Origin of the sequence: Pedobacter sp. R20-19, from assembly GCF_000708265.2 — a bacterium.
Classification (GTDB): Bacteria; Bacteroidota; Bacteroidia; order Sphingobacteriales; family Sphingobacteriaceae; genus Pedobacter.
This window is the reverse complement of record NZ_JCKI01000006.1, coordinates 308,052-328,215: the sequence shown is the minus strand read 5'-3', so window position 1 is coordinate 328,215 and position 20,164 is coordinate 308,052. Positions and strand designations below refer to the sequence as shown.

Here is a 20,164-nt window from a genome sequence, read left to right as displayed (position 1 = left end):
TATATAAATAAATAGCAAAATGAACGTACTTATAGTTGAAGATGAAAAAAGCCTGGCGCTTGAAATGGATGAATTTTTAAGCAAAGAAGGATTTATAGTTGAGCATGCCTGGAAAAAATCATCTGCTGAAGAAAAAATATTCGTTAACAATTACGATTTCATTTTACTTGATTTAGGCCTACCTGATGGTGATGGTTTTGAGGTATTAAAACAACTCAAAGCCATGAAGGATCGTGATGATGCTGTGATCATTTTAACCGCCAGAAGTGCAGTTGATGATCGCATTAAGGGTCTAGATGAAGGTGCAGATGATTATTTACCAAAACCGTTCTCCTTAAATGAACTTTTAGCACGTATGCATGCCATTATCAGAAGGAAACATAAGCTTGAAAAAAATGAAGTTAATGTTCATAACTTCTTGTTAAACATTCAAAACAGAACTGTTTCTTTTGGAGAAGAACGACTGAATTTAACTAAAAAAGAATTCGAAATCTTTAATTACCTTGTATTAAACAAAAATCGCGTAGTGTCTAGAATGAGTTTAACTGAACATGTTTGGGGTGATATTTTAGAAGTTAATTCTGACTCCAACTTTGTAGATGTACACGTTAAAAATTTACGTAAAAAACTGGCCGCAACCACGCCTATTGACTGGTTTGAAACCGTAAGGAGTATTGGATACAGGATTAATTGTTAAGAGAAGAGCTGAGAGATTGAAGAATCGGTTAAAGGGTTAGAAGTTTAGTATTTACAGAGCCAAATAATAGTTTTTAATTAACAGTTTGCGGTTTTAAAATGGGAAGGTAAAGAAGTCGGCTGATTGATTATTATGATTACAAAACATTTAATTCTTAAAATTTATCTTTTTTGACACTCAAAGACCTAAACAATTCGATATCTTATCAATCTAATCCTCTAAACTTCTAACCCATACTAACCCTCTAACTCAATATCCAATCCACCTATACGGCTAAACCCCTAACCTTCTAAACCATAATAACCAACCAAATCCTTCAGCATGAAATTACAGGTTAAGTTTTCTTTATATAATGCGGTAACTAAAATTGCTATTATATTACTATTAGGAGCTGCAATCTTATTTTCTTTGGAAAAGCTTGCCTATAATCAACTGGATAATAGACTGATCAAGAAAAAGAATAAGATTATCAAAAACCTGACAGATAGCGAAATTGATAGTTTACTGAATAATCAGGATTCCTTCACCGATTATAACATTTTAAAAGAAGAGTTTATCGTTTTACAAGATATTCCCGACAATCAAAAGGATTCTTCAGCGATTGTTTATACAGAGAGACGTGAAATTGAAGGCAATATTGAAGTCTATCGCATCTTAAATTATAAGTTCTCTTACCACACCAACTGGTATAACCTGGAAATTGGTGAAACCATGACTACCCTACAGTCAATTAAAAACTCTATTCGTTTTTATACACTCATCGTATTGGTTATTGCCCTCTTGATCACTCTAGTGGCTGATTACGCTTTTTCAAACTATTTGCTCAAACCTTTTTATATGATCATCGATAAAAAAATTAATAAGGTTGATGATCCACTACATTATAATTATCAGAATATTCCTACCACTACTGAGGATTTTAAAATGCTAGACAATAGCGTAAATACCTTGATGCGAAAAATAAACACTCTTTTTGCCTTAGAAAAACAGTTTATCGCTAATGTTTCGCATGAATTACTAACCCCTATTTCTATTTTAAGCACGCGCTTTGAAAATATGTTAAATACGCCAGAAATTCCGGTAGAGCATGAGAATAAAATTTATGCGTCGATTAAAACACTAAATCGGCTGAAGGTGATTATTAATAGTCTGCTTTTAATTTCAAAAGTTGAAAATAACCAATACCTGAAAACAGAAGAGATAGACCTTCGGGAAAAACTTACTGATATTTATGAAGATCTGGAAGATAGAATAGCTGATAAAAATATTAGCTATCACATTGATATCCGAGATGATTACAGGTTCATTGGTAATAAAGCACTTATGCATACACTACTGATGAACGTGATTAATAACGCCATAAAATATAACCGTGATGGTGGGCAAATATCTATAACCGGCAATTTCGTTAATCACAAATATATACTTACCATATCAGATAACGGATTTGGTATGAGTGAAGAACTGGTGGAAAATGCTTTTGATCGTTTTAAAAGAGGAAATACGGAAGAAAATGGATTTGGTTTAGGTTTGGCCATTGTTCAAAGTATAGCCATTTTTCATAAAATTGATATTGAAATTAAATCTGTAGAACAATTAGGTACCAGCATTTCTCTAATTTTTTAGACCTATCCAGGTTAATCACCTATTAATTTCATCTATTTCAAATTCGTACCTTTGGAGCTACATGCCAATGCCACTATTTATTAAGAAAGTTTTTCTGCTCGTTATCGGCTTTTTACTATGGCTTGTACCAGATTTGATGGCTCAAAAAGTGGTACAAATACAGGATTCTATTCCCCAGCATATTTTTACTTTTAAAGAAATTGAGGTTCTGGAAGATTCTGCAGATCAATATAAATTCAATCAAATAAGCAGTAAGGCATTTGAACATTTATTCAAGGCCAGCATCACCAGCACGCCACAGACTAAAAATCTTAATCAAACTTATTGGTTCCGAGTAAAAATCAGGGGAAATGAAAAAATAGAAAAACCATTTTTGCTGGAGTTTTTTGATCAAACCATCGATCACATTACAGCTTTCATTCCACAAGCTGATGGTACTTACCATATTGAATCATTAGGCGACACACAGAATTTTAGTAAAAGACTAATCAACCATAAAAACTTTGAAATTCCTATTAAAAATAATAACAATGATATTCAGACATACTATTTCAAGATAAAATCATCTCAAATCTCTGATATCATTATTGTACTAAGGTCTGCCGAATGGTTCATTTCATATGCACTGGATGAATACTTCTATTTTGGAATTTTTTACGGGATGATTCTGGTATTCAGTTTCTATAACCTGATTATGTATATTTCCATCAGGCAGAAACAATACCTGTATTATGTTCTATATAACCTGAGTGTTGGATTTTTCGAAATGAGTACAGATGGTATTGCCTATCAATATCTGTGGCCAAATGCACCAGCCTGGAATCAGATTGCTTATGCATTTGCGCTTTGTACTACAAGTGTATTTGCATTGCTTTTCACCAGAGAACTATTACTAATTAAATCAAAAGCACCTAAAATAAACAAATTAATTACTGGTGTACTTACATTAAGAATTGCCTTTTTTATATATTGTTATCTTTTTGATCAAACTTTATTCAGTTTTAAATTTATAGAGGCTGTCCCGCTATCAGTCGCTTTCTTCACCGGAATTTATATTTACAAGAATGGCTACAAACCTGCCCGCTTTTTTGTACTGGGCTACAGTTTTCTATTTATAGGCTTTGTGCTTAAGTTCTTAATTATGATGGGCATCAACTGGTTAAACTTTGGTGTCATCAGTTATTACAGTCTTAGTTTTTGTTTTATTATGGAAATGGTTTTCTTATCCTTCGCCATTGGTGATAAGGTAAGGATTTTGAAATTAAACAGGGATAAGGCACAAAAGAAGATCATTCGCCAAATGGCAGTTAACGCACAATTGAAAGATACAATAAACCGTGAACTGGAAAGTAAAGTAGAAGAGCGTACACGTGATGTTTTTCACAAATCGTTAATTATTGAAAGTAAGAACCAGGCATTAGAAGAAGCTAATATTTTATTGCAGAAGCAGGCTGAAGAGATTTCAAGAATGAATGTGTTATTGGAGCAGGACAACGAAGAACTGCAAACCAATGTTGAAAAAATAACCCGAGATAGGGTAATGAATACTGAGGTAGATTTTGAGGAGTTTAGTAAAATTTACCCTGATAAAGAAACCTGTTATGAATTTTTAGCAGAACTTAAATGGAAGAATGGTTACCATTGTAGAAAATGCAGTAATGATCATTATTTTAGTGGCCACATCTTACATAGCCGCCGTTGCAGTAAGTGCGGTTATGAAGAATCAGTTACTACTTACACCATTTTTCACAATACAAGAATTCCAATTAATAAAGCCTTCTATATGATTTTTCTGATTTATTCATCAAAGGGAAAAATCTCATCACATAAACTTTCAGAGTTATTAACTATCAGACAAAGCACTTGCTGGACCTTCGGATCACGAATTAAAAAAGTGATGGAAGACCGCAAGAAAACGCTTAAAAAAAGCGGCAAAAATGGTTGGAGCCAACTGGTAATTGAATAATTCATGGCATTAATTAGTCACATTTTTGTGATTTACCCATCATCAGCAAAATAATTTGACTGGTATTTAAGCGTATCAAGATCGCTCCGAAGCCTTATCCTTTCTAAGTACTTAGCAGCTGATAATCAGGGTAAAGTGTGTTTAAATAACTGCGGTACTAAAGCGTATCATAATTTTTATAAAACACTATAAATCAATTATTTACACTAAAATTAACTTTAATAAAACTTGCTTTTAACATGAATTGCATAGTAACTTTACCTCATATAATATTAACAAAGCAAAAATTATGAGAAAAAAATTTACATTGCTTATGGTATTTTTTCTTGGCGCTATCTCTTGGAGTATGGCACAAAACATTACCGTAACTGGCCAGGTAAAAGATCAGAAAGGTCTGCCTCTACCTGGTGTTTCCGTTAAAGTGAAAGGCTCAAACCTGGGTGCATCAACGGCAGACAACGGAACTTTTACCATTTCTACACCACAGAATGCGATACTGGAATTTTCTTTTATTGGATTTAAACCGATAGAGGAATCTGTAAACAACAGAACCAGTATTAACGTTACCCTATCTGATGATAACCAACAGCTTAATGAGGTGGTTGTAATTGGTTACGGCACAACAACTAAAAAAGACCTCACAACATCGGTGGTTTCAGTCTCTTCAAAAGATTTAGAGAATCAGCCGATCACTAACCCGCTACAAGCTATCCAAGGTAGAGCAGCAGGTGTACAAGTGAGTTCACAATCTGGTAAACCGGGTGCAGGCATTTCGATCAGTATCCGTGGTAATACATCAATCACCGCATCTAATAGTCCGCTTTATGTGATTGATGGAGTGACTTCCAGAGATGCCAGCTTTTTAAATGCCAACGATATTGAATCGATGACGATTTTGAAAGATGCATCCGCAGCAGCTATTTATGGTTCAAGTGGTGCGAATGGAGTGGTTTTAATTACCACTAAAAAGGGATCAGCAGGCAAATTAAAAGTAGCTTTCAACGCCTTTACAGGTTTTTCTAACTTCTGGCAAAAACAAGATGTATTGAACAATGAGCAATATATTGGTTTAATGAAGGAACTAGGTTACACCACTTTCGGTGGAAATAACAATACTGACTGGCAAAAAGAGACTTTTGGCACCGGAACACAAAACCAATATCAGGCATCCATCTCAGGTGGTGTAAAAGGCGGTCAGTATTATTTTTCTACTGGTTATCAGCAAGATAAAGGTGTTGTTGCGCCAGCTAAACTGGATCGTATCACAGCAAACTTCAACGGATCACAAAACATCACGTCTTGGTTAAAGCTTACGGGTAATGCCGTGTTAACATCAAGTAATTCTATCGATGTTGGAGATAACAGCAGTGTTTCGCGTGGTGGCGTAATCCTTGGCGCACTAACTACCCCTCCTACTATTGGTATTTTTGAGCCAAATGGTCAGTATACTACTATTCCGAATGCAGGTGGCTGGGATAATCCTTTAGCTTTAGCTTTCGGATCAAACAATAAAACACGTAATTTCAGATTCATTGGTGCTTTCGGCGCTCAGGTGAGCTTTACTAAAGATTTGTTCTTCAAATCTACCATCAGTACCAATTCGAATAGAAAATTTTACCAGTATCATACTGATAATTTCTTAACCACTTATGGCCGTCAGGAAAGAGGTGTTTACAGGGATAACACTACTAATGACCATGTTTGGTTAAATGAAAACATTTTGAATTACACCAAAAATGTAGGTAAAAATGCTTTTACGGCAACAGGCGGCTACACCATTCAATCTTCAGATTACCAATATAAAAACAACGAATTGACTCGTTTTTATGATGTATCTGGCAATCCAACGGCACCATCAGTAGCTTTAACAGTGCCACAAAGGGCACAGTGGAGTAAACAATCTTACCTAGCCAGGATTACTTATGCTTACGATAGCAAGTATTTATTTAGTTCAAACTTTAGAGCTGATGGTTCATCTAGATTTGCGAAAGAAAACCGTTTTGGTTATTTCCCGTCCTTTTCAGCAGGTTGGAGAATTTCTGGAGAGAACTTTATGAAGGACAGCAAGACCATTAATGATTTAAAATTACGTGGTAGCTGGGGTAAAGTAGGTAACGATGAAGGTATTGGGGATTACGCTTACTTAAAACTTTACAACGTAAATGCACAAGGCGAATATAACCTTCAAAACCCTGCAAATGATAACCTTTCCTGGGAAAAAACTACACAAACCAATATTGGTTTGGATTTAACCATGTTCAATAGCCGCATTACCTTCACTGCTGATGCTTATCTAAAAAAGACAAATGATCTTTTAATTAACGTACAGTTACCTCCATCATCAGGCTTTGGAAGTCAGGCCTATAACGTTGGTGCCATGGAAAACAAAGGCTTGGAGTTTGTTTTGTCAACTAAAAACTTTGATCGTGATCAATTCAAATGGACTACAGATTTGAATTTCTCCATCAACCGGAATAAAGTAACTGATTTAGGTGCCACTACACAATCATTAAACTTTGCTGGCATTTACGAACGTGATGATGCCGTTCGTGTAGTAGCAGGCAAGCCGCTTGGAAGTTTCTACGGCTATGTATTTACCGGTGTAAATCCAGCTAACGGAGCGGCACAATATGCAGATACCAATGGCAATGGCATTACAGGCTCGGCAGATCCGGGCGATAGAACATTCATTGGTTCAGCACAACCGAAATTTACCTATGGCATCACCAATAATTTCACTTATGGGAACTGGGGATTAAATTTCTTCTTCCAGGGTGTTCAGGGTAATGAATTATTTAATGCATCAAGAATTGATATCGAAGGGATGTTTGATTCGAAAAATCAATCAGCAGCCGTATTAAACAGATGGACTACTCCAGGTCAAATCACTAACATTCCTAAAGCGCTAAGAAGTAGTTCAGAAAATTCCCTTACTTCCAGCCGTTTTGTAGAAGATGCCTCTTATCTGCGCTTAAAAACCGCTACGCTTTCTTACAGTTTCGGATCATCGGTATTGGAAAAACTAAAAATGAGCAAGCTCACTTTATTTGCTACCGGGTATAACTTATTAACATTTACAAAATACTCAGGTCTGGATCCTGAAGTGAACATGAATTCAGCAAATGGCCCGTCAATGGGCGTTGATTATGGCACTTATCCACAATCAAGAAGTTTATTGTTTGGTATTAATGTTGGATTTTAAAGATTAAGAAAATGAAATTAAAAATATATTCATTAGTGGCAACCGCAGCATTAGCGATTACTTTGCAAAGCGGATGCAAAAAAGATTTCCTTGAAAAACAGCCTTTCAATCAGGTTACAGCAGATGTAGCCTTTACAACAGCTGCTGCAGCAGAGAAATTAATGGCTGGCGTTTACGGTGGTATGTACAACGACTATCACATTTGGGATTATATGGTTAACGGTGATGTTACGGCAGATAATGCCTATGCAGGAGGTGATAACCCAGCCAATATCCAAATTGATCTTTTCACCACCAATTCAACAAATGGAAATGTTGGCCGTGATTGGACCGGACTTTATTCTAATATTAAAAATGCAAATGAGGTTTTGGAAAATGTTCCGAATATTCAGGATCCTGCATTGGACGCCACCGGCCGGAGAAATCAGATTTTAGGAGAAGCTTCTACGTTAAGGGCTTACTTTTATTTCCACCTGGTGAGGTTGTATGGTGGTGTACCTTTAGTTTTAACCTCACCAACCTCTTTAGAAGAAATGCAAAAATCCCGTTCATCTGTGGATGAGGTTTATGCACAAATCATTAAAGATTTAGAATATGCTTTACCAAATGTTCGTGCCACAGCCTCAAATAAAGGCATTATTACCAAAGGAATTGTTAATGCGCTTTTAGCAAAAGTTTATGCATCAAAACCTAATCCAGACTGGAGCAAAGTACAACAATATGCTGATGCCACTATAAATGGTGGTTATAATCTAATGGGATCTTTTGATCAGTTGTTTGATGGCGCACATAAAAATAACAGTGAATCTATCTGGGAAATGCAATATGATGGCTGGGGTGGCCCGAATGGCCGTGGAAATTGGATGACTGGCGTAATTGTAGGTACTGGATGGAAGCGTTTTTGCACGCCAACAAATGATTTGATTGCTGCCTTTGATGCAGAAGGTGATGTAATCCGTAAAAACTCTAGTGTAAGCTTTAAAAACGTAAGCACAGAAGGATGGTCTGATGATTATTGGTCTAAATCTAATTATCCGTTCATTAATAAATACCGCAATGATGATTTAGCTAATTCATATATTCTTCGTTTGGCCGATATTAAGTTACTTAAGGCAGAAGCTTTAAACGAACTAAGTACCTCAGGCTGGTCGGCAGCTGCCCCTGTAGTAAATGAAATCCGTCGTCGCGTAAATCTGTCCGCAACTCCGGCGAATGATCAGCCATCCATGCGTCTGGCTATAGAAAAAGAGCGCCGTTTAGAACTGGCTTTTGAAGGTCATCGTTGGTTTGATTTATTAAGAACCAATAGAGCGATCGTAGTAATGAATGCTCAGAAAAACGGCAATGGTGCAAACCTAAATTATAATGTTACGGCTTCGAAATTATTGTTTCCGATTCCACAGGCAGAGCTAGACAGAAATCCAAGTATCAGATAATATTAACACACCAAATAAACCTTCAGGTTCGGGATAAAACTTATTGCAATCCCGAACCTTTTAAAACTAAGGTTTCGATTTTAAAACTTTTATCTCCCTATGAAATTCATTTATAATATTTGTTTTGTTGCTAGTCTGCTATTATCTGCCTGCGCCAGTAGAAATGTAAATTTAGGCAATGAAGCCAATCAAAAAGTTGCTCCTAACTCAGCTAAAAATGAAGTGGGCTTCTGGTTAACCAAAGGTGATCAATCTCAATTGCTTCAAAAACAAAATATCTCGCTAAACTTCTCCGATGGAACTAATTCAAATCCAACTATTGAAGTTGATCCGGAGACTAAATTTCAAACCATTGATGGTTTTGGATATACTTTAACAGGTGGAAGTGCAGCTCTAATTAATGCCTTGCCTGCAACGGAAAAAGAAAATTTACTGAATGAGCTTTTTTCGGCTACCGATCGTGCCATCCGTATTAACTACATCAGGATAAGTATTGGAGCTTCTGATTTGAGCGCAACTCCTTTTACTTATAACGATTTGGCAGAAGGAGAAACCGATAAGGAACTCGCTAAATTTTCAATTGCAAAAGAGCAGGCAGATTTGATTCCGATTTTAAAGAAAATTGTAGCCATTAATCCAGCTATCAAGATTTTAGGTTCACCGTGGACAGCTCCAACCTGGATGAAAACGAATAAAAGCTTTATTGGAGGAAGTTTGAAACCAGAATATTATCAAACCTATGCCAAATACCTGGTCAAATACATCCAGGCCATGAAGGCTGAGGGAATTGTAATTGATGCCATTACTCCTCAAAACGAGCCTCTACACCCAGGGAATAATCCAAGTATGTACATGACAGCTGTTGATCAGGCAAACTTTATTAAAACAGCTTTAGGTCCTGTATTTAAAAATAGTGGTATTAAAACCAAAATCATCATCTACGATCATAATGCAGATAAACCTGAATATCCAATCACTATTTTGAATGATGCTGAGGCGAAAAAATATGTGGATGGTTCTGCCTTTCACTTATATGCTGGTCCAATTACAGCTTTATCTAAAGTGCATGATGCACACCCTGATAAAAATGTTTATTTCACTGAGCAGTGGGTTGGCGGACCCAGTAATTTTGCAGAAGATTTGAAATGGCATGTATCTACTTTAATTATTGGTGCTACCAGAAATTGGAGCAGAAATGTATTGGAATGGAATCTGGCTGCAGATCAAAATTATAATCCACATACTGATAAAGGCGGTTGTACATCATGTTTAGGCGCAATTACCATTGCACCTGCAATAAACAGAAACGTAGCTTATTATGTCATTGGCCATGCTTCTAAATTTGTTCCGGCAGGATCAGTTCGAATTGCATCCAATTTGACCAATAATTTGCAGAACGTGGCTTTTAAAACTCCAGATGGGAAAAATGTACTGATTGTTTGCAATAACAATAGCACCACGACCAACTTCAATATTAAATATAAAGGAAAAATAATGACTAGCAGCCTGGATCAGGGTGCTGTTGCCACTTATGTTTGGTGATAAACTTAGTTTAATTGTCAGGATGGCCTCGCAAATGCGGGGCTTTTCCTTTTAAGAAGGTTTTTAAAAAATTGAAGAGTATAAAAGCTAGTGCTCATTTCTGGCAAGGGCTTTGATGTTAGGTCAATTAAAACTAAAATTATGAGAAACATCATTCCAATACTCGCTATTTTTACATCTACTATGGTTGCCTGTCAGGGCAACAGCACAAAAAGTACGGCAACAGATGCTAAAGTTGCTGAAACAGATACAAATTCCAACCAATGCTTTAAATACATTAACAAAAAAGATACGGCCTCTTTAAGCTTAGTGATCAAAGATGATAAAGTGAATGGTACATTAAGTTATAACCTGTTTGAAAAGGATAAAAATAACGGCACCATTACCGGTATTGTTAAAGGAGACACCATTATCGCAGATTATACTTTCCAATCAGAAGGCACTACATCAACTCGTGAAGTAGTATGGTTAAAGAAAAATGACGACTTAGTTGAAGGATTTGGAGACACAGAAGAAGTGAAAGGTAAAATGAAATTTAAAAACACCTCTAATCTTCGTTTTGATCAATCGATGGTTTTCAAGCCGATCGTTTGTAAATAAATCTCCAATTATGTTGTTGTTAAAATCAGGTATTAAGTATTTTCAAACCTTTCCCAAAAGCCATCTATAGGCAATTTGGCAAAAATATTAACAGGTTCTTTCTTTACCGGATGCAGAAACTGGAGTCTGCGGGCATGTAAGCAAATACTCCCCTTTCTGCTTCCGCGTGGATAGCCATATTTATTATCTCCAACTATAGGACAACCCATAGAAGAAAGCTGAACCCTAATCTGATGCGACCGACCAGTAAGCGGATCAACCTCAATAAGATAATAATCTCCTACTTTTGAGAGTAAACGATAAGATAATTCTGCCCGTTGAGAGCCCTGAACTTCAGACTTATAATAGGTTACTACATTTTTCTGAGGATTTTTAATCAACCAATGGATCAATGTTCCTGACTCATTTTCGGGTTTGTTCTTTGCCACTGCCCAATAGGTTTTTTTAACCTCACGATTTTTAAAGGCTGCATTCATCCGCTCTAAAGCCTTGCTTGTTTTTGCAAACAAAATCACACCGCTTACCGGACGATCTAAACGATGTACTACACCTAAAAATGCCCCGTTTGGTTTATTATATTTTTGGGCAATGTATTTTTTCACCTGTTCATCTAACGGTTCATCACCGGTTTCATCAACCTGTACAATATCTCCTGCTCTTTTATTAATGGCAATTAAATGGTTATCCTCAAAAAGTATATCTTTATCCGTAATGGGCATAGGGTTTATTGGTCTAGTTAGGTTAAAAGGTTGTCGAGTTAATAGACTTCTGACTAAAGACTCAGAACTGAAAACTCCAAACTCACAACTCTAAACTTAATACTGTTCTTTTTCGCTTGGGAAGTCATTGCTTTTAACATCCCTAATGTAGGATTGTGCTGCTCCCAAAATATCATCATATAAATTAATGTACTGACGTAAGAACCTGGGTTTAAAACCTTTTGTTAATCCGATCATATCATTTACAACTAAAACCTGTCCGTCGCAGCCATTTCCTGCACCAATACCAATAGTAGGAATATCTAAACTATCGGTTACTTCTTTACCAAGCGCAGCAGGAATTTTCTCCAGTACAATCGCAAAACAGCCAGCGGCCTGCAAAGCCAAAACATCAGTTTTTAATTTGTTGGCTTCTTCTTCTTCTTTAGCACGAACCGTATAAGTACCAAATTTATAAATAGATTGTGGTGTTAAGCCGAGGTGTCCCATTACCGGAATACCTGCTGTAATAATGCGCTGTACAGATTCTATAATCTCCTCGCCACCTTCTAACTTTACGCCATGTGCACCAGATTCTTTCATAATTCTGATGGCAGAGTTTAAGGCTTCTTTTGAATTTCCCTGGTAAGAACCAAAAGGAAGATCGACCACTACAAATGCACGTTTTACCGCTCTGATCACAGATGCCGCATGATAAATCATTTGATCTAAAGTGATAGGCAAAGTTGTTTCATGGCCTGCCATAACATTTGAAGCAGAATCGCCAACGAGCAAAACATCCAATCCGGCATCATCTAAAATGGTAGCCATTGAATAATCATAAGCCGTAAGCATGGATATTTTTTCACCACGTTGTTTCATTTCCTGCAAAATGTGTGTGGTTATTCTTTTAATTTCTTTATGTACCGACATGGGTTTTATTTTGTTGCCCCAAAAGTATTGTTTTTTCCTTAAATAAGCGGAAAGGGCAAAGCTAAAAGACCAAAGCAAATTTTTTAAAGGATAATTATTCAAAACACTATAAATGCCAAAGTATTTTCGATTTTACCTCACAGCTTATTTCACTTTTTTCTTTACATTTCCATTCTTAAACCATATCTTTGTACCCCGAAATGGAAGGGATATATTCATCTTTTTTTGCACCCTGCAAAAACAGCTTAAATGCTGAGATAAACCCTTTTTTCAAGTCTTTTTCAACTCAAAATCCATATTGTAATTACCATGACTAACTACACCAAGTTACCTGCGATTTTATTACTGGCCGATGGCACTATTTTTCACGGCAAAGCAGCTGGAAAAATTGGAACCACTACTGGCGAAATTTGTTTTAATACCGGGATGACGGGTTACCAGGAAATCTTTACCGATCCAAGTTATTTTGGACAAATAATGGTTACAACCAACTCTCACATCGGTAATTACGGAATCCAGAAAGAAGAAATTGAATCGGATTCAATTAAGATTGCAGGCTTAGTTTGTAAAAACTACAATATAGTTTACAGCCGCAAACAAGCAACAGAATCTATTCAGGATTATTTTCAGAATGATAACCTGGTTGCTATTTCTGATATTGATACCCGTGCCTTAGTGCGTCATATTAGAGATAAGGGTGCCATGAATGCCATCATTTCTTCAGAAATTACGGATATTGATGAATTGAAACAAAAACTTGCGGAAGTTCCTTCAATGGAAGGTTTAGAATTATCATCAAAAGTAAGTACAACTGAACCTTATTTTTATGGAAACCCTGATGCAAGCTTAAAAGTTGCAGCACTGGATTTAGGGATAAAGAAAAACATTCTACGCAGTTTCGAAAACCGAGATATTTATGTGAAAGTTTTCCCTGCAAAAACAAAGTTTGCCGAAATGGAAGAGTTTGGTCCGGATGGTTATTTTATTTCTAATGGCCCTGGTGATCCATCTGTGATGCCTTATGCTGTAGAAACCATTAAAGAAATCATGGAAGAAGACAAACCCTTATTCGGTATTTGTTTAGGCCACCAGTTATTAGCAGAAGCAAATGGTATTGGCACTATGAAAATGTTTAATGGCCACCGCGGCCTTAACCATCCGGTAAAAAACATTATTAAAAACCACTGTGAGGTTACTTCACAAAATCATGGTTTTGGAGTTATTCCGGATGAAGTTAGAAGTTCTGATAAAGTTGAAATTACCCATGTTAACCTGAACGATAAATCTATCGAAGGTATTCGTGTAAAGGGCAAAAAAGCCTTTTCTGTTCAATATCACCCAGAGTCTTCTCCAGGTCCTCATGATTCTCGTTATTTATTTGATGATTTCGTGAATGTAATGAAGGGCGAATTGGTTTGGTAATCGGGTACAGGTTGTAAGTTACAAGTTGTGAGTTACAGGTGATGTGTTATATACTATAAACCTGTATTAAACCTTTAAAAGTTCGGCTTAAGGGTTATGCACCCAGACTTTCAACTGTTAACTTTCAACCTTTAACCAAAAAAATGCGAATCCAAATCGATTCGCATTTTTATTTCAGCGTCATTTTTCCCTTTTTTCTGATTAAATTCACTTTCAATTCATTTAAAGCTCCCTATCTTCAACACATGGAAACAAATAAAGCCATTATCAGCGTCAAAAATCTGATTAAAAAGTATGATGATTTCATTGCCGTTCAGGATTTAAGTTTTGAAGTTTATGAAAATGAAATTTTCGGTTTACTGGGGCCTAATGGTGCCGGAAAAACAACTACACTCGAAATTATTGAAACACTCAGAGAGAAAACTTCAGGAGAAATTATCGTTGATGGCTTTTCAGTGGATAAACACCCAAACTCAATTAAACAGATCATCGGTGTGCAATTGCAGGCAGCCGGCTATTATCCTAACTTAAATCTGATCGAATTGATTGAGCTCTTTGCGGGTTTATATGGTGCTAAAATCAAGCCAATGGAAATGCTTGAAAAAGTTAATCTTCAGGATAAAGCTAAAGCAAAATACAAAGCGCTATCTGGTGGACAAAAACAGCGTTTCTCCATAGCTACTACACTAATCAACCAGCCAAAAATTATTTTTCTGGATGAACCTACAACTGGTTTAGATCCGCAGGCGAGAAGAAATTTATGGGATTTAATTATAGAAATTAGAAATGCCGGTACCACTGTTGTAATTACAACGCATTATATGGATGAAGCTGAGCAACTTTGTGATCGTGTTGCTTTTGTAGAACGCGGAAAAATCATTGCTGTGGATACTCCTGATAACCTCATCGATCAATTGATCAGTAGTGGTTTTGAACGCAAAAAGGAAGTAAAAAAAGCAAACCTGGAAGATGTATTCATTAGCATGACGGGTAAAGAATGGAGGGAATAGCCCTTAATCCCTTTAAAAAGAAACTTTTAAAACTAATGCATTAACATCAATTCAAAAGATTTCAGCAATATATTTATGCAAAAAGACATTAACAATGGAACGGATAAAGCTCCTTCCAGGCGCTCGGGGTCATATAGCAATACTACAGCAACATTAGCCTTGGCTAAAGCAAGTTTCCGATCTATTATGCGGAGCCCTTCCGCAGTTGTATTTACCCTTGCTTTCCCCCTTATATTCATTTTAGTATTTGGCTTTTTAGGTGGTGGTGGCACTCGGATAGATGTTGGAATTACACCTGGATCAGACATCAATAATCCTGTTATTGGTATGCTCCAAAAAACTGGTATGATTAGATTGGTTAAAGATAAATCTAATGATGAGTTTAACAAATTACTGGAAAAAGGTAATGTGGATGCCATGATAGATGTGCATAGAAAGGTAAATACCGCAGCCTATTCCGTTAACGTAATTTACACCTCAGCTTCAAGAGATAAAGGCGGAATTTTAAAATCAGTTTTAAATAACTTATTCTATGATAAAACCTTAAAACCAACAATAGCAGAGATCAAAGAAAGCAGTGTGAAGGGCAGGGAATACAAAACAATTGATTTTATTTTACCTGGCCAACTGGGTTTCTCATTATTAAGTACAGGGGTTTTTGGAACTGCTTTTGTTTTTCTGAGCTTACGTCAAACACTGGTGATTAAACGTTTTTTTGCTACCCCTGTAAAAAGATCAAGCATTGTAATTGGTGAAGGAATTGCCCGAATAGGTTTTGCTTTAATTGGCGCTTTATTTATTATTCTTATCGGGCACTTTTTCTTCGGTTTTACACTCGTTCACGGAGCCGTCACGGTTGCAAATATGTTATTGCTTGCCATTATGGGAATTATCGTTTTCATGGGCTTCGGTTTCATTATTTCGGGTATTGCTAAAAGTGAAAGTATGGTGCCCCCTATTTCAAATATTGTAACGTTGCCACAATTTTTATTATCTGGTACTTTCTTTTCTATAGAGGCTTTTCCAACCTGGCTACAACCCATTAGCAGGGCTTTGCCTTTAACTTATTTAAATGATGCTATGCGTAAAGTAGCTTTTGAAGGGATGGGCTTATGGGATGTAAAGTTTCAGATCATGATTCTGCTTATCTGGGGAATTGTAATTTACGCCATCGCTGTGAAAGTTTTTAAATGGGAATAATGAATTAAAAACATAAAAACAAAGGCTGAACTAATGGTTCGGCCTTTTTATTATAAATTTTAATATCGGTTGATGTGTTTTAATATCCGATCCGATTTATATATTTGTTTTATGTGGAAATTTGATTTAGGAGACCTGGAAGAGCTACATCCCATGATTAATCGGCTGAATGATAAAAAAGCCAATCTTGATTCATCAAGGCCACTACCCAATAGTGCACTACAACGGATTAAAACCGATTTAAGTCTGGAATGGACCTACAATTCAAATAGTATAGAAGGCAATACCCTTAATTTGCAAGAAACCCAAATGGTACTTCAGGAAGGGATTACCATTAAAGGAAAATCACTAAGAGAGCATTTCGAAGTATTTAATCATGAAAAAGCTATTGATTATTTATACACACTGGTAAAAGAAAACTATCAGTTACGAGGTATTGATATATTATCGCTTCACGGTTTAGTGTTAAGAAGCATTGAAGATGATTTTGCAGGCCGGATCCGAAATGGAGGTGTTCGTATTGTTGGGGCTAATTTTACACCACCAAATGCAAACAAGGTTTCAGATTTACTTGATGAACTCATTGATTTTGTCAATGATAATCCACTAGGTTTAAATGAAATCATTTTAACTACCATTTTCCACCATAAACTGGTTTGGATTCATCCATTCTTTGATGGCAATGGAAGAACCGTTCGGTTGGCTATGAATTTGCTATTAATGAGACGAGGTTTTCCACCTGCTATTATTTTAAAAACGGATCGCAAGAAATATTATGAAGCGATTAATCAAGCTAATAAAGGAAGCTATTACAAGTTATGCTTATTGATGTTGCAGGCCATTGAACGCTCGTTAAATATGTATATTAACGCTTTACCTGGCAATAGCTATGGCAATTACGAGCCTATTGCCAGTATTGTTGCAGAGCCGGATATTCCTTACGGCCAAGAATATGTAAGCTTATTGGCGAGGCAAGGTAAAATTGATGCACATAAAGAAGGAAAAGATTGGCTAACCACTAAAAAGGCTGTGAAAGAATATATCATCAACAGAAAAAGAATACGTTAACCTTTTTTAACTTTTTGCTTAAAATGAATCAGGTACTTTTGTGTAATGAAAAATCTGCTGATCATCGCTGTGTTCTTATTTATCTCACTAAGAACTATAGCACAATTCAAATTTCTATCTAACAATACTTCTAATGAATATAATGCAAAGATATTTGTTGCTGATTGCAGTGATGGACATTGTGAAGGTAAAGCAACAATCATTCTTTATGATAAGATTTCAGAAGAGGAAATTCAGACATTCCATTCTGCAGACCTTGATTTCTCTTTAACTAACAAACAAGATGCCCGTATTGGGTGGCTTGATCTTGGGAAATACCAAAGTCCATTAATCTTTGGAGATTTTAATTTTGATGGCGTTGAAGATCTTGCTGTTAGAAATGGAAACAACGGCGCATATAGTAGTCCGTCTTATGATGTTTATCTTTCGGGAAAGAACAGAACATTTGTACTTGATAAAAGTCTTACTCAGCTGGCTAGTGAGAATCTAGGAATGTTTTTAGTAGATCGAAAACTAAAACAGATTTCTACAGAACAAAAAAGCGGATGCTGTTTTCATAAAACCACGAGCTACATCATGGATAGCAAAAAAGGTCTAGTGGAAGTATCATCAGTAATTGAAGATTCCAGTATCGGAGATGAAGTAACGGTAATTACACAAAAAATGATTGGCGGAAAAAAGCAAAAAACAGTTCAAAAGTTTAAGGCGAAAGATTACTATGCAGAACAATAAGGAGTTATAATGCTGCTTTAACCAAAAACGGCAAGATTTCTTTTTGAAAGCTTACAAAATTCTTCCTAACATCAGCATCACTTACTGAAGTAAACGCGAATGAAAATACAATACTTTTGCTTGCCTTAAGTAAAAAAGCTAAACCTTCTCTCCTGGCTGGATTATTTTTAAAATTATCCAATTCCAGATAAGCGGCAAGTAATAACGCTTCCAACTGATCAGACAAATGCTTTAAAAACTCTTGTGAATTTGCATTTTCACGTACAAAATCCCAACCAATAAACTCATTACAAGCGGTGAACGATAAGCGGCTGGTTTTCATCACCAATGCTTTCAGATGTTCCTCTTCAGAAGCGTAACTTACTTTATTATTGATGATTTCATAGAGATTCTGATCTAAATAATCCATCAGGATACTATCTAAAACCTGCTCCTTACTTTCGAAATACTTATATATAGTGGCTTTTGCTATCCGTGCTTTTTTGGCAATTTCGTTAACACTGGTTTTGTGGTATCCGTACTTTCTAAAAAGTTCTTTGGCAGCTTTCTTTACCGTTTCCTTTATCTTTTCAGCTTCCATTAATTAGTTACATTTAATAAGACATTCCCCTGCAGGGAAATGTTATAAATTTTTAGTGTTTTCTCTGCCGGTGCTTTCTGTGGCGTTCCGTCAAGCAAAGAAAACTTTGCACCAGAACATGGATCAGTAGCCGTTAAACCACTATCATCAGGAACAATGGCACATTTTTTTTCAGGGTTAACTGTGCTGCAACGATCAAAGGCTACAAAACTACCTAAAGGTGTTTTAACAATGATTAATCCGGCAACACCTTGGTTAGATACCAACAATACATTATTTTTAGCTTGCAAACTAAATTGCGTAAGGGTTACATTGTAATTAACAACTACTTCGGGCACATAGTTTTCCTCTTTACCGCAGCTGCAGAATAAAACTAAAACAATAAGTAAGCTATATATGTGACGCGGCATTAAATTAAGGCTGATTTAAACTGTCTTAAGAAACGGGCGTCATTTTCTGAAAACAGACGTAAATCCTTAATCTCATATTTTAAATTGGCTATGCGCTCTATGCCCATTCCAAAAGCAAAACCACTGTATTTTTTTGAATCTATGCCACAGTTTTCTAAAACATTAGGATCTACCATTCCGCAGCCTAAAATTTCTACCCAACCACTGTATTTACACAACTGGCAGCCTGCACCTTTACAAATGGTACATGAAATATCCATTTCGGCAGATGGTTCTGTAAAAGGGAAATAAGATGGACGGAAACGCACTTTCGTACCTTCGCCATACAATTCCTGTACAAAGTAAAATAAGGTTTGCTTTAAATCTGCAAACGATACATTTTCATCAGCATACAAACCTTCTATCTGATGAAAGAAGCAATGTGCCCTTGCTGAAATAGCTTCGTTGCGGTATACCCTGCCCGGCATAATAGCCCTGAAAGGTGGTTGCCCCTGCTCCATCATGCGTACCTGTACGGATGAGGTATGCGTACGCAAAGCAATATCTCCCTTTTCACCACCTTTTTTAATGAAGAAAGTATCTTGCATGTCTCTTGCAGGATGCTCTTCAGGAAAGTTTAATGCAGAGAAGTTATGCCAGTCATCCTCAATTTCTGGTCCTTCGGCAACAGTAAAACCTAGCTTAGCAAAAATCTCTACAATTTCTCGTCTAACGAGCGCTAAAGGATGGCGAGAACCAATTTCAAAACCTTCTCCTGGAAGTGTTAAATCCAGTTCATTCACAGTTGCCTGCGATTCACTGCTTTCAGTAATTTCCTTTAATGTGTTAAATTTTGATTCGGCAAGTTGCTTAAATTCATTCAGAACCTTACCTAATGATTTCTTTTCTTCAATAGAAACAGATTTAAATGCATCGAAAATTTCTTTTATAACGCCTTTACTTCCTAAGTATTTTATACGAAACTGCTCTAATTCATCTGCTTTGTCTGTTACAAAAGCATTAATTTCCTGGCTGTATTGTGTAATTTTATCCTGCAACATGG

Annotated in this window: 17 protein-coding genes; 12 read left to right on the top strand and 5 right to left on the bottom strand. The window is 36.3% G+C overall.

The features are described from left to right. Positions 1-19 precede the first annotated feature (19 nt). From AN34_RS15395 to AN34_RS15365, 7 genes are all read left to right on the top strand, one after another. A complete protein-coding gene (locus AN34_RS15395) occupies positions 20-697 on the top strand; it encodes a response regulator transcription factor (RefSeq protein ID WP_029286852.1) in 678 nt (225 codons plus the stop codon). Positions 698-1,018: 321 nt separating this feature from the next. Then, positions 1,019-2,323 (top strand): HAMP domain-containing sensor histidine kinase, encoded by a 1,305-nt coding sequence (locus AN34_RS15390; RefSeq protein ID WP_029286851.1) that lies wholly within the window; start codon positions 1,019-1,021, stop codon positions 2,321-2,323. A gap of 67 nt (positions 2,324-2,390) precedes the next feature. Beyond that, positions 2,391-4,289, top strand: a complete 1,899-nt coding sequence (locus AN34_RS15385) for a 7TM diverse intracellular signaling domain-containing protein (protein ID WP_029286850.1) — start codon at positions 2,391-2,393, stop codon at positions 4,287-4,289. 289 nt (positions 4,290-4,578) lie between these two features. Continuing rightward, a complete protein-coding gene (locus AN34_RS15380; protein WP_029286849.1) occupies positions 4,579-7,491 on the top strand; it encodes a TonB-dependent receptor in 2,913 nt (970 codons plus the stop codon). A gap of 11 nt (positions 7,492-7,502) precedes the next feature. Then, positions 7,503-8,927, top strand: a complete 1,425-nt coding sequence (locus AN34_RS15375) for a RagB/SusD family nutrient uptake outer membrane protein (protein ID WP_029286848.1) — start codon at positions 7,503-7,505, stop codon at positions 8,925-8,927. A 99-nt stretch (positions 8,928-9,026) separates the two neighbouring features. Beyond that, entirely contained in the window at positions 9,027-10,469 is a 1,443-nt protein-coding gene (locus AN34_RS15370) for a glycoside hydrolase family 30 beta sandwich domain-containing protein (RefSeq protein ID WP_029286847.1), read from the top strand. Between the two features lie 141 nt (positions 10,470-10,610). Then, on the top strand, positions 10,611-11,069 hold the full coding sequence (locus AN34_RS15365) for a hypothetical protein (RefSeq protein WP_036677328.1): 459 nt from the start codon (positions 10,611-10,613) through the stop codon (positions 11,067-11,069). Positions 11,070-11,101: 32 nt separating this feature from the next. Here the strand turns inward: AN34_RS15365 and AN34_RS15360 are convergent, their stop codons facing one another. Both AN34_RS15360 and panB read right to left on the bottom strand, forming a co-directional pair. Next, positions 11,102-11,788, bottom strand: a complete 687-nt coding sequence (locus AN34_RS15360) for an RluA family pseudouridine synthase (protein ID WP_029286845.1) — start codon at positions 11,786-11,788, stop codon at positions 11,102-11,104. A 96-nt stretch (positions 11,789-11,884) separates the two neighbouring features. Then, positions 11,885-12,700: a 3-methyl-2-oxobutanoate hydroxymethyltransferase gene (gene panB / locus AN34_RS15355; protein WP_029286844.1), complete on the bottom strand. Its 816-nt coding sequence runs from the start codon at positions 12,698-12,700 to the stop codon at positions 11,885-11,887. 309 nt (positions 12,701-13,009) lie between these two features. Between panB and carA the strand changes: the two genes are divergently transcribed. The 5 genes from carA (at position 13,010) to AN34_RS15330 (ending at position 18,132) form a co-directional block, all read left to right on the top strand. Continuing rightward, on the top strand, positions 13,010-14,122 hold the full coding sequence (gene carA, locus AN34_RS15350) for a glutamine-hydrolyzing carbamoyl-phosphate synthase small subunit (RefSeq protein ID WP_029286843.1): 1,113 nt from the start codon (positions 13,010-13,012) through the stop codon (positions 14,120-14,122). Positions 14,123-14,367: 245 nt separating this feature from the next. Beyond that, positions 14,368-15,132, top strand: coding sequence for an ABC transporter ATP-binding protein (locus tag AN34_RS15345; protein ID WP_029286842.1), 765 nt, complete (start codon positions 14,368-14,370; stop codon positions 15,130-15,132). A 75-nt stretch (positions 15,133-15,207) separates the two neighbouring features. Next, a complete protein-coding gene (locus tag AN34_RS15340; RefSeq protein WP_051666631.1) occupies positions 15,208-16,332 on the top strand; it encodes an ABC transporter permease in 1,125 nt (374 codons plus the stop codon). Between the two features lie 111 nt (positions 16,333-16,443). Beyond that, positions 16,444-17,400 carry a Fic family protein gene (locus AN34_RS15335; RefSeq protein WP_036677325.1) on the top strand — a complete coding sequence of 319 codons (957 nt, stop codon included), beginning with the start codon at positions 16,444-16,446 and terminating at the stop codon, positions 17,398-17,400. 45 nt (positions 17,401-17,445) lie between these two features. Beyond that, the gene (locus AN34_RS15330; RefSeq protein WP_029286839.1) at positions 17,446-18,132 is read left to right on the top strand and encodes a hypothetical protein; all 687 of its coding nucleotides are present in this window, start codon (positions 17,446-17,448) and stop codon (positions 18,130-18,132) included. Positions 18,133-18,136: 4 nt separating this feature from the next. Here AN34_RS15330 and AN34_RS15325 read toward each other — a convergent pair whose 3' ends face one another. The 3 genes from AN34_RS15325 to pheS are packed head-to-tail and all read right to left on the bottom strand — an operon-like array spanning position 18,137 to position 20,162. Beyond that, entirely contained in the window at positions 18,137-18,712 is a 576-nt protein-coding gene (locus tag AN34_RS15325; protein ID WP_029286838.1) for a TetR/AcrR family transcriptional regulator, read from the bottom strand. After that, on the bottom strand, positions 18,712-19,122 hold the full coding sequence (locus tag AN34_RS15320) for a hypothetical protein (RefSeq protein ID WP_029286837.1): 411 nt from the start codon (positions 19,120-19,122) through the stop codon (positions 18,712-18,714). Before AN34_RS15320 ends, AN34_RS15325 begins: the two co-directional genes overlap by 1 nt. Beyond that, entirely contained in the window at positions 19,122-20,162 is a 1,041-nt protein-coding gene (pheS, locus tag AN34_RS15315; RefSeq protein WP_029286836.1) for a phenylalanine--tRNA ligase subunit alpha, read from the bottom strand. The genes AN34_RS15320 and pheS overlap by 1 nt, the downstream gene beginning before the upstream one ends. Positions 20,163-20,164: the final 2 nt, after the last annotated feature.

Excerpts from the sequence above, each read along its gene's own strand:
- AN34_RS15360 (WP_029286845.1), bottom strand. The coding sequence starts at position 11,788 with ATGCCCATTACGGATAAAGATATACTTTTTGAGGATAACCATTTAATT.
- AN34_RS15345 (WP_029286842.1), top strand. The coding sequence starts at position 14,368 with ATGGAAACAAATAAAGCCATTATCAGCGTCAAAAATCTGATTAAAAAG.
- AN34_RS15320 (WP_029286837.1), bottom strand. The coding sequence starts at position 19,122 with ATGCCGCGTCACATATATAGCTTACTTATTGTTTTAGTTTTATTCTGC.
- AN34_RS15325 (WP_029286838.1), bottom strand. The coding sequence starts at position 18,712 with ATGGAAGCTGAAAAGATAAAGGAAACGGTAAAGAAAGCTGCCAAAGAA.
- AN34_RS15330 (WP_029286839.1), top strand. The coding sequence starts at position 17,446 with ATGAAAAATCTGCTGATCATCGCTGTGTTCTTATTTATCTCACTAAGA.
- AN34_RS15335 (WP_036677325.1), top strand. The coding sequence starts at position 16,444 with ATGTGGAAATTTGATTTAGGAGACCTGGAAGAGCTACATCCCATGATT.
- AN34_RS15385 (WP_029286850.1), top strand. The coding sequence starts at position 2,391 with ATGCCACTATTTATTAAGAAAGTTTTTCTGCTCGTTATCGGCTTTTTA.
- carA (WP_029286843.1), top strand. The coding sequence starts at position 13,010 with ATGACTAACTACACCAAGTTACCTGCGATTTTATTACTGGCCGATGGC.
- AN34_RS15380 (WP_029286849.1), top strand. The coding sequence starts at position 4,579 with ATGAGAAAAAAATTTACATTGCTTATGGTATTTTTTCTTGGCGCTATC.
- pheS (WP_029286836.1), bottom strand. The coding sequence starts at position 20,162 with ATGTTGCAGGATAAAATTACACAATACAGCCAGGAAATTAATGCTTTT.
- AN34_RS15375 (WP_029286848.1), top strand. The coding sequence starts at position 7,503 with ATGAAATTAAAAATATATTCATTAGTGGCAACCGCAGCATTAGCGATT.
- panB (WP_029286844.1), bottom strand. The coding sequence starts at position 12,700 with ATGTCGGTACATAAAGAAATTAAAAGAATAACCACACACATTTTGCAG.
- AN34_RS15340 (WP_051666631.1), top strand. The coding sequence starts at position 15,208 with ATGCAAAAAGACATTAACAATGGAACGGATAAAGCTCCTTCCAGGCGC.
- AN34_RS15370 (WP_029286847.1), top strand. The coding sequence starts at position 9,027 with ATGAAATTCATTTATAATATTTGTTTTGTTGCTAGTCTGCTATTATCT.
- AN34_RS15365 (WP_036677328.1), top strand. The coding sequence starts at position 10,611 with ATGAGAAACATCATTCCAATACTCGCTATTTTTACATCTACTATGGTT.
- AN34_RS15390 (WP_029286851.1), top strand. The coding sequence starts at position 1,019 with ATGAAATTACAGGTTAAGTTTTCTTTATATAATGCGGTAACTAAAATT.
- AN34_RS15395 (WP_029286852.1), top strand. The coding sequence starts at position 20 with ATGAACGTACTTATAGTTGAAGATGAAAAAAGCCTGGCGCTTGAAATG.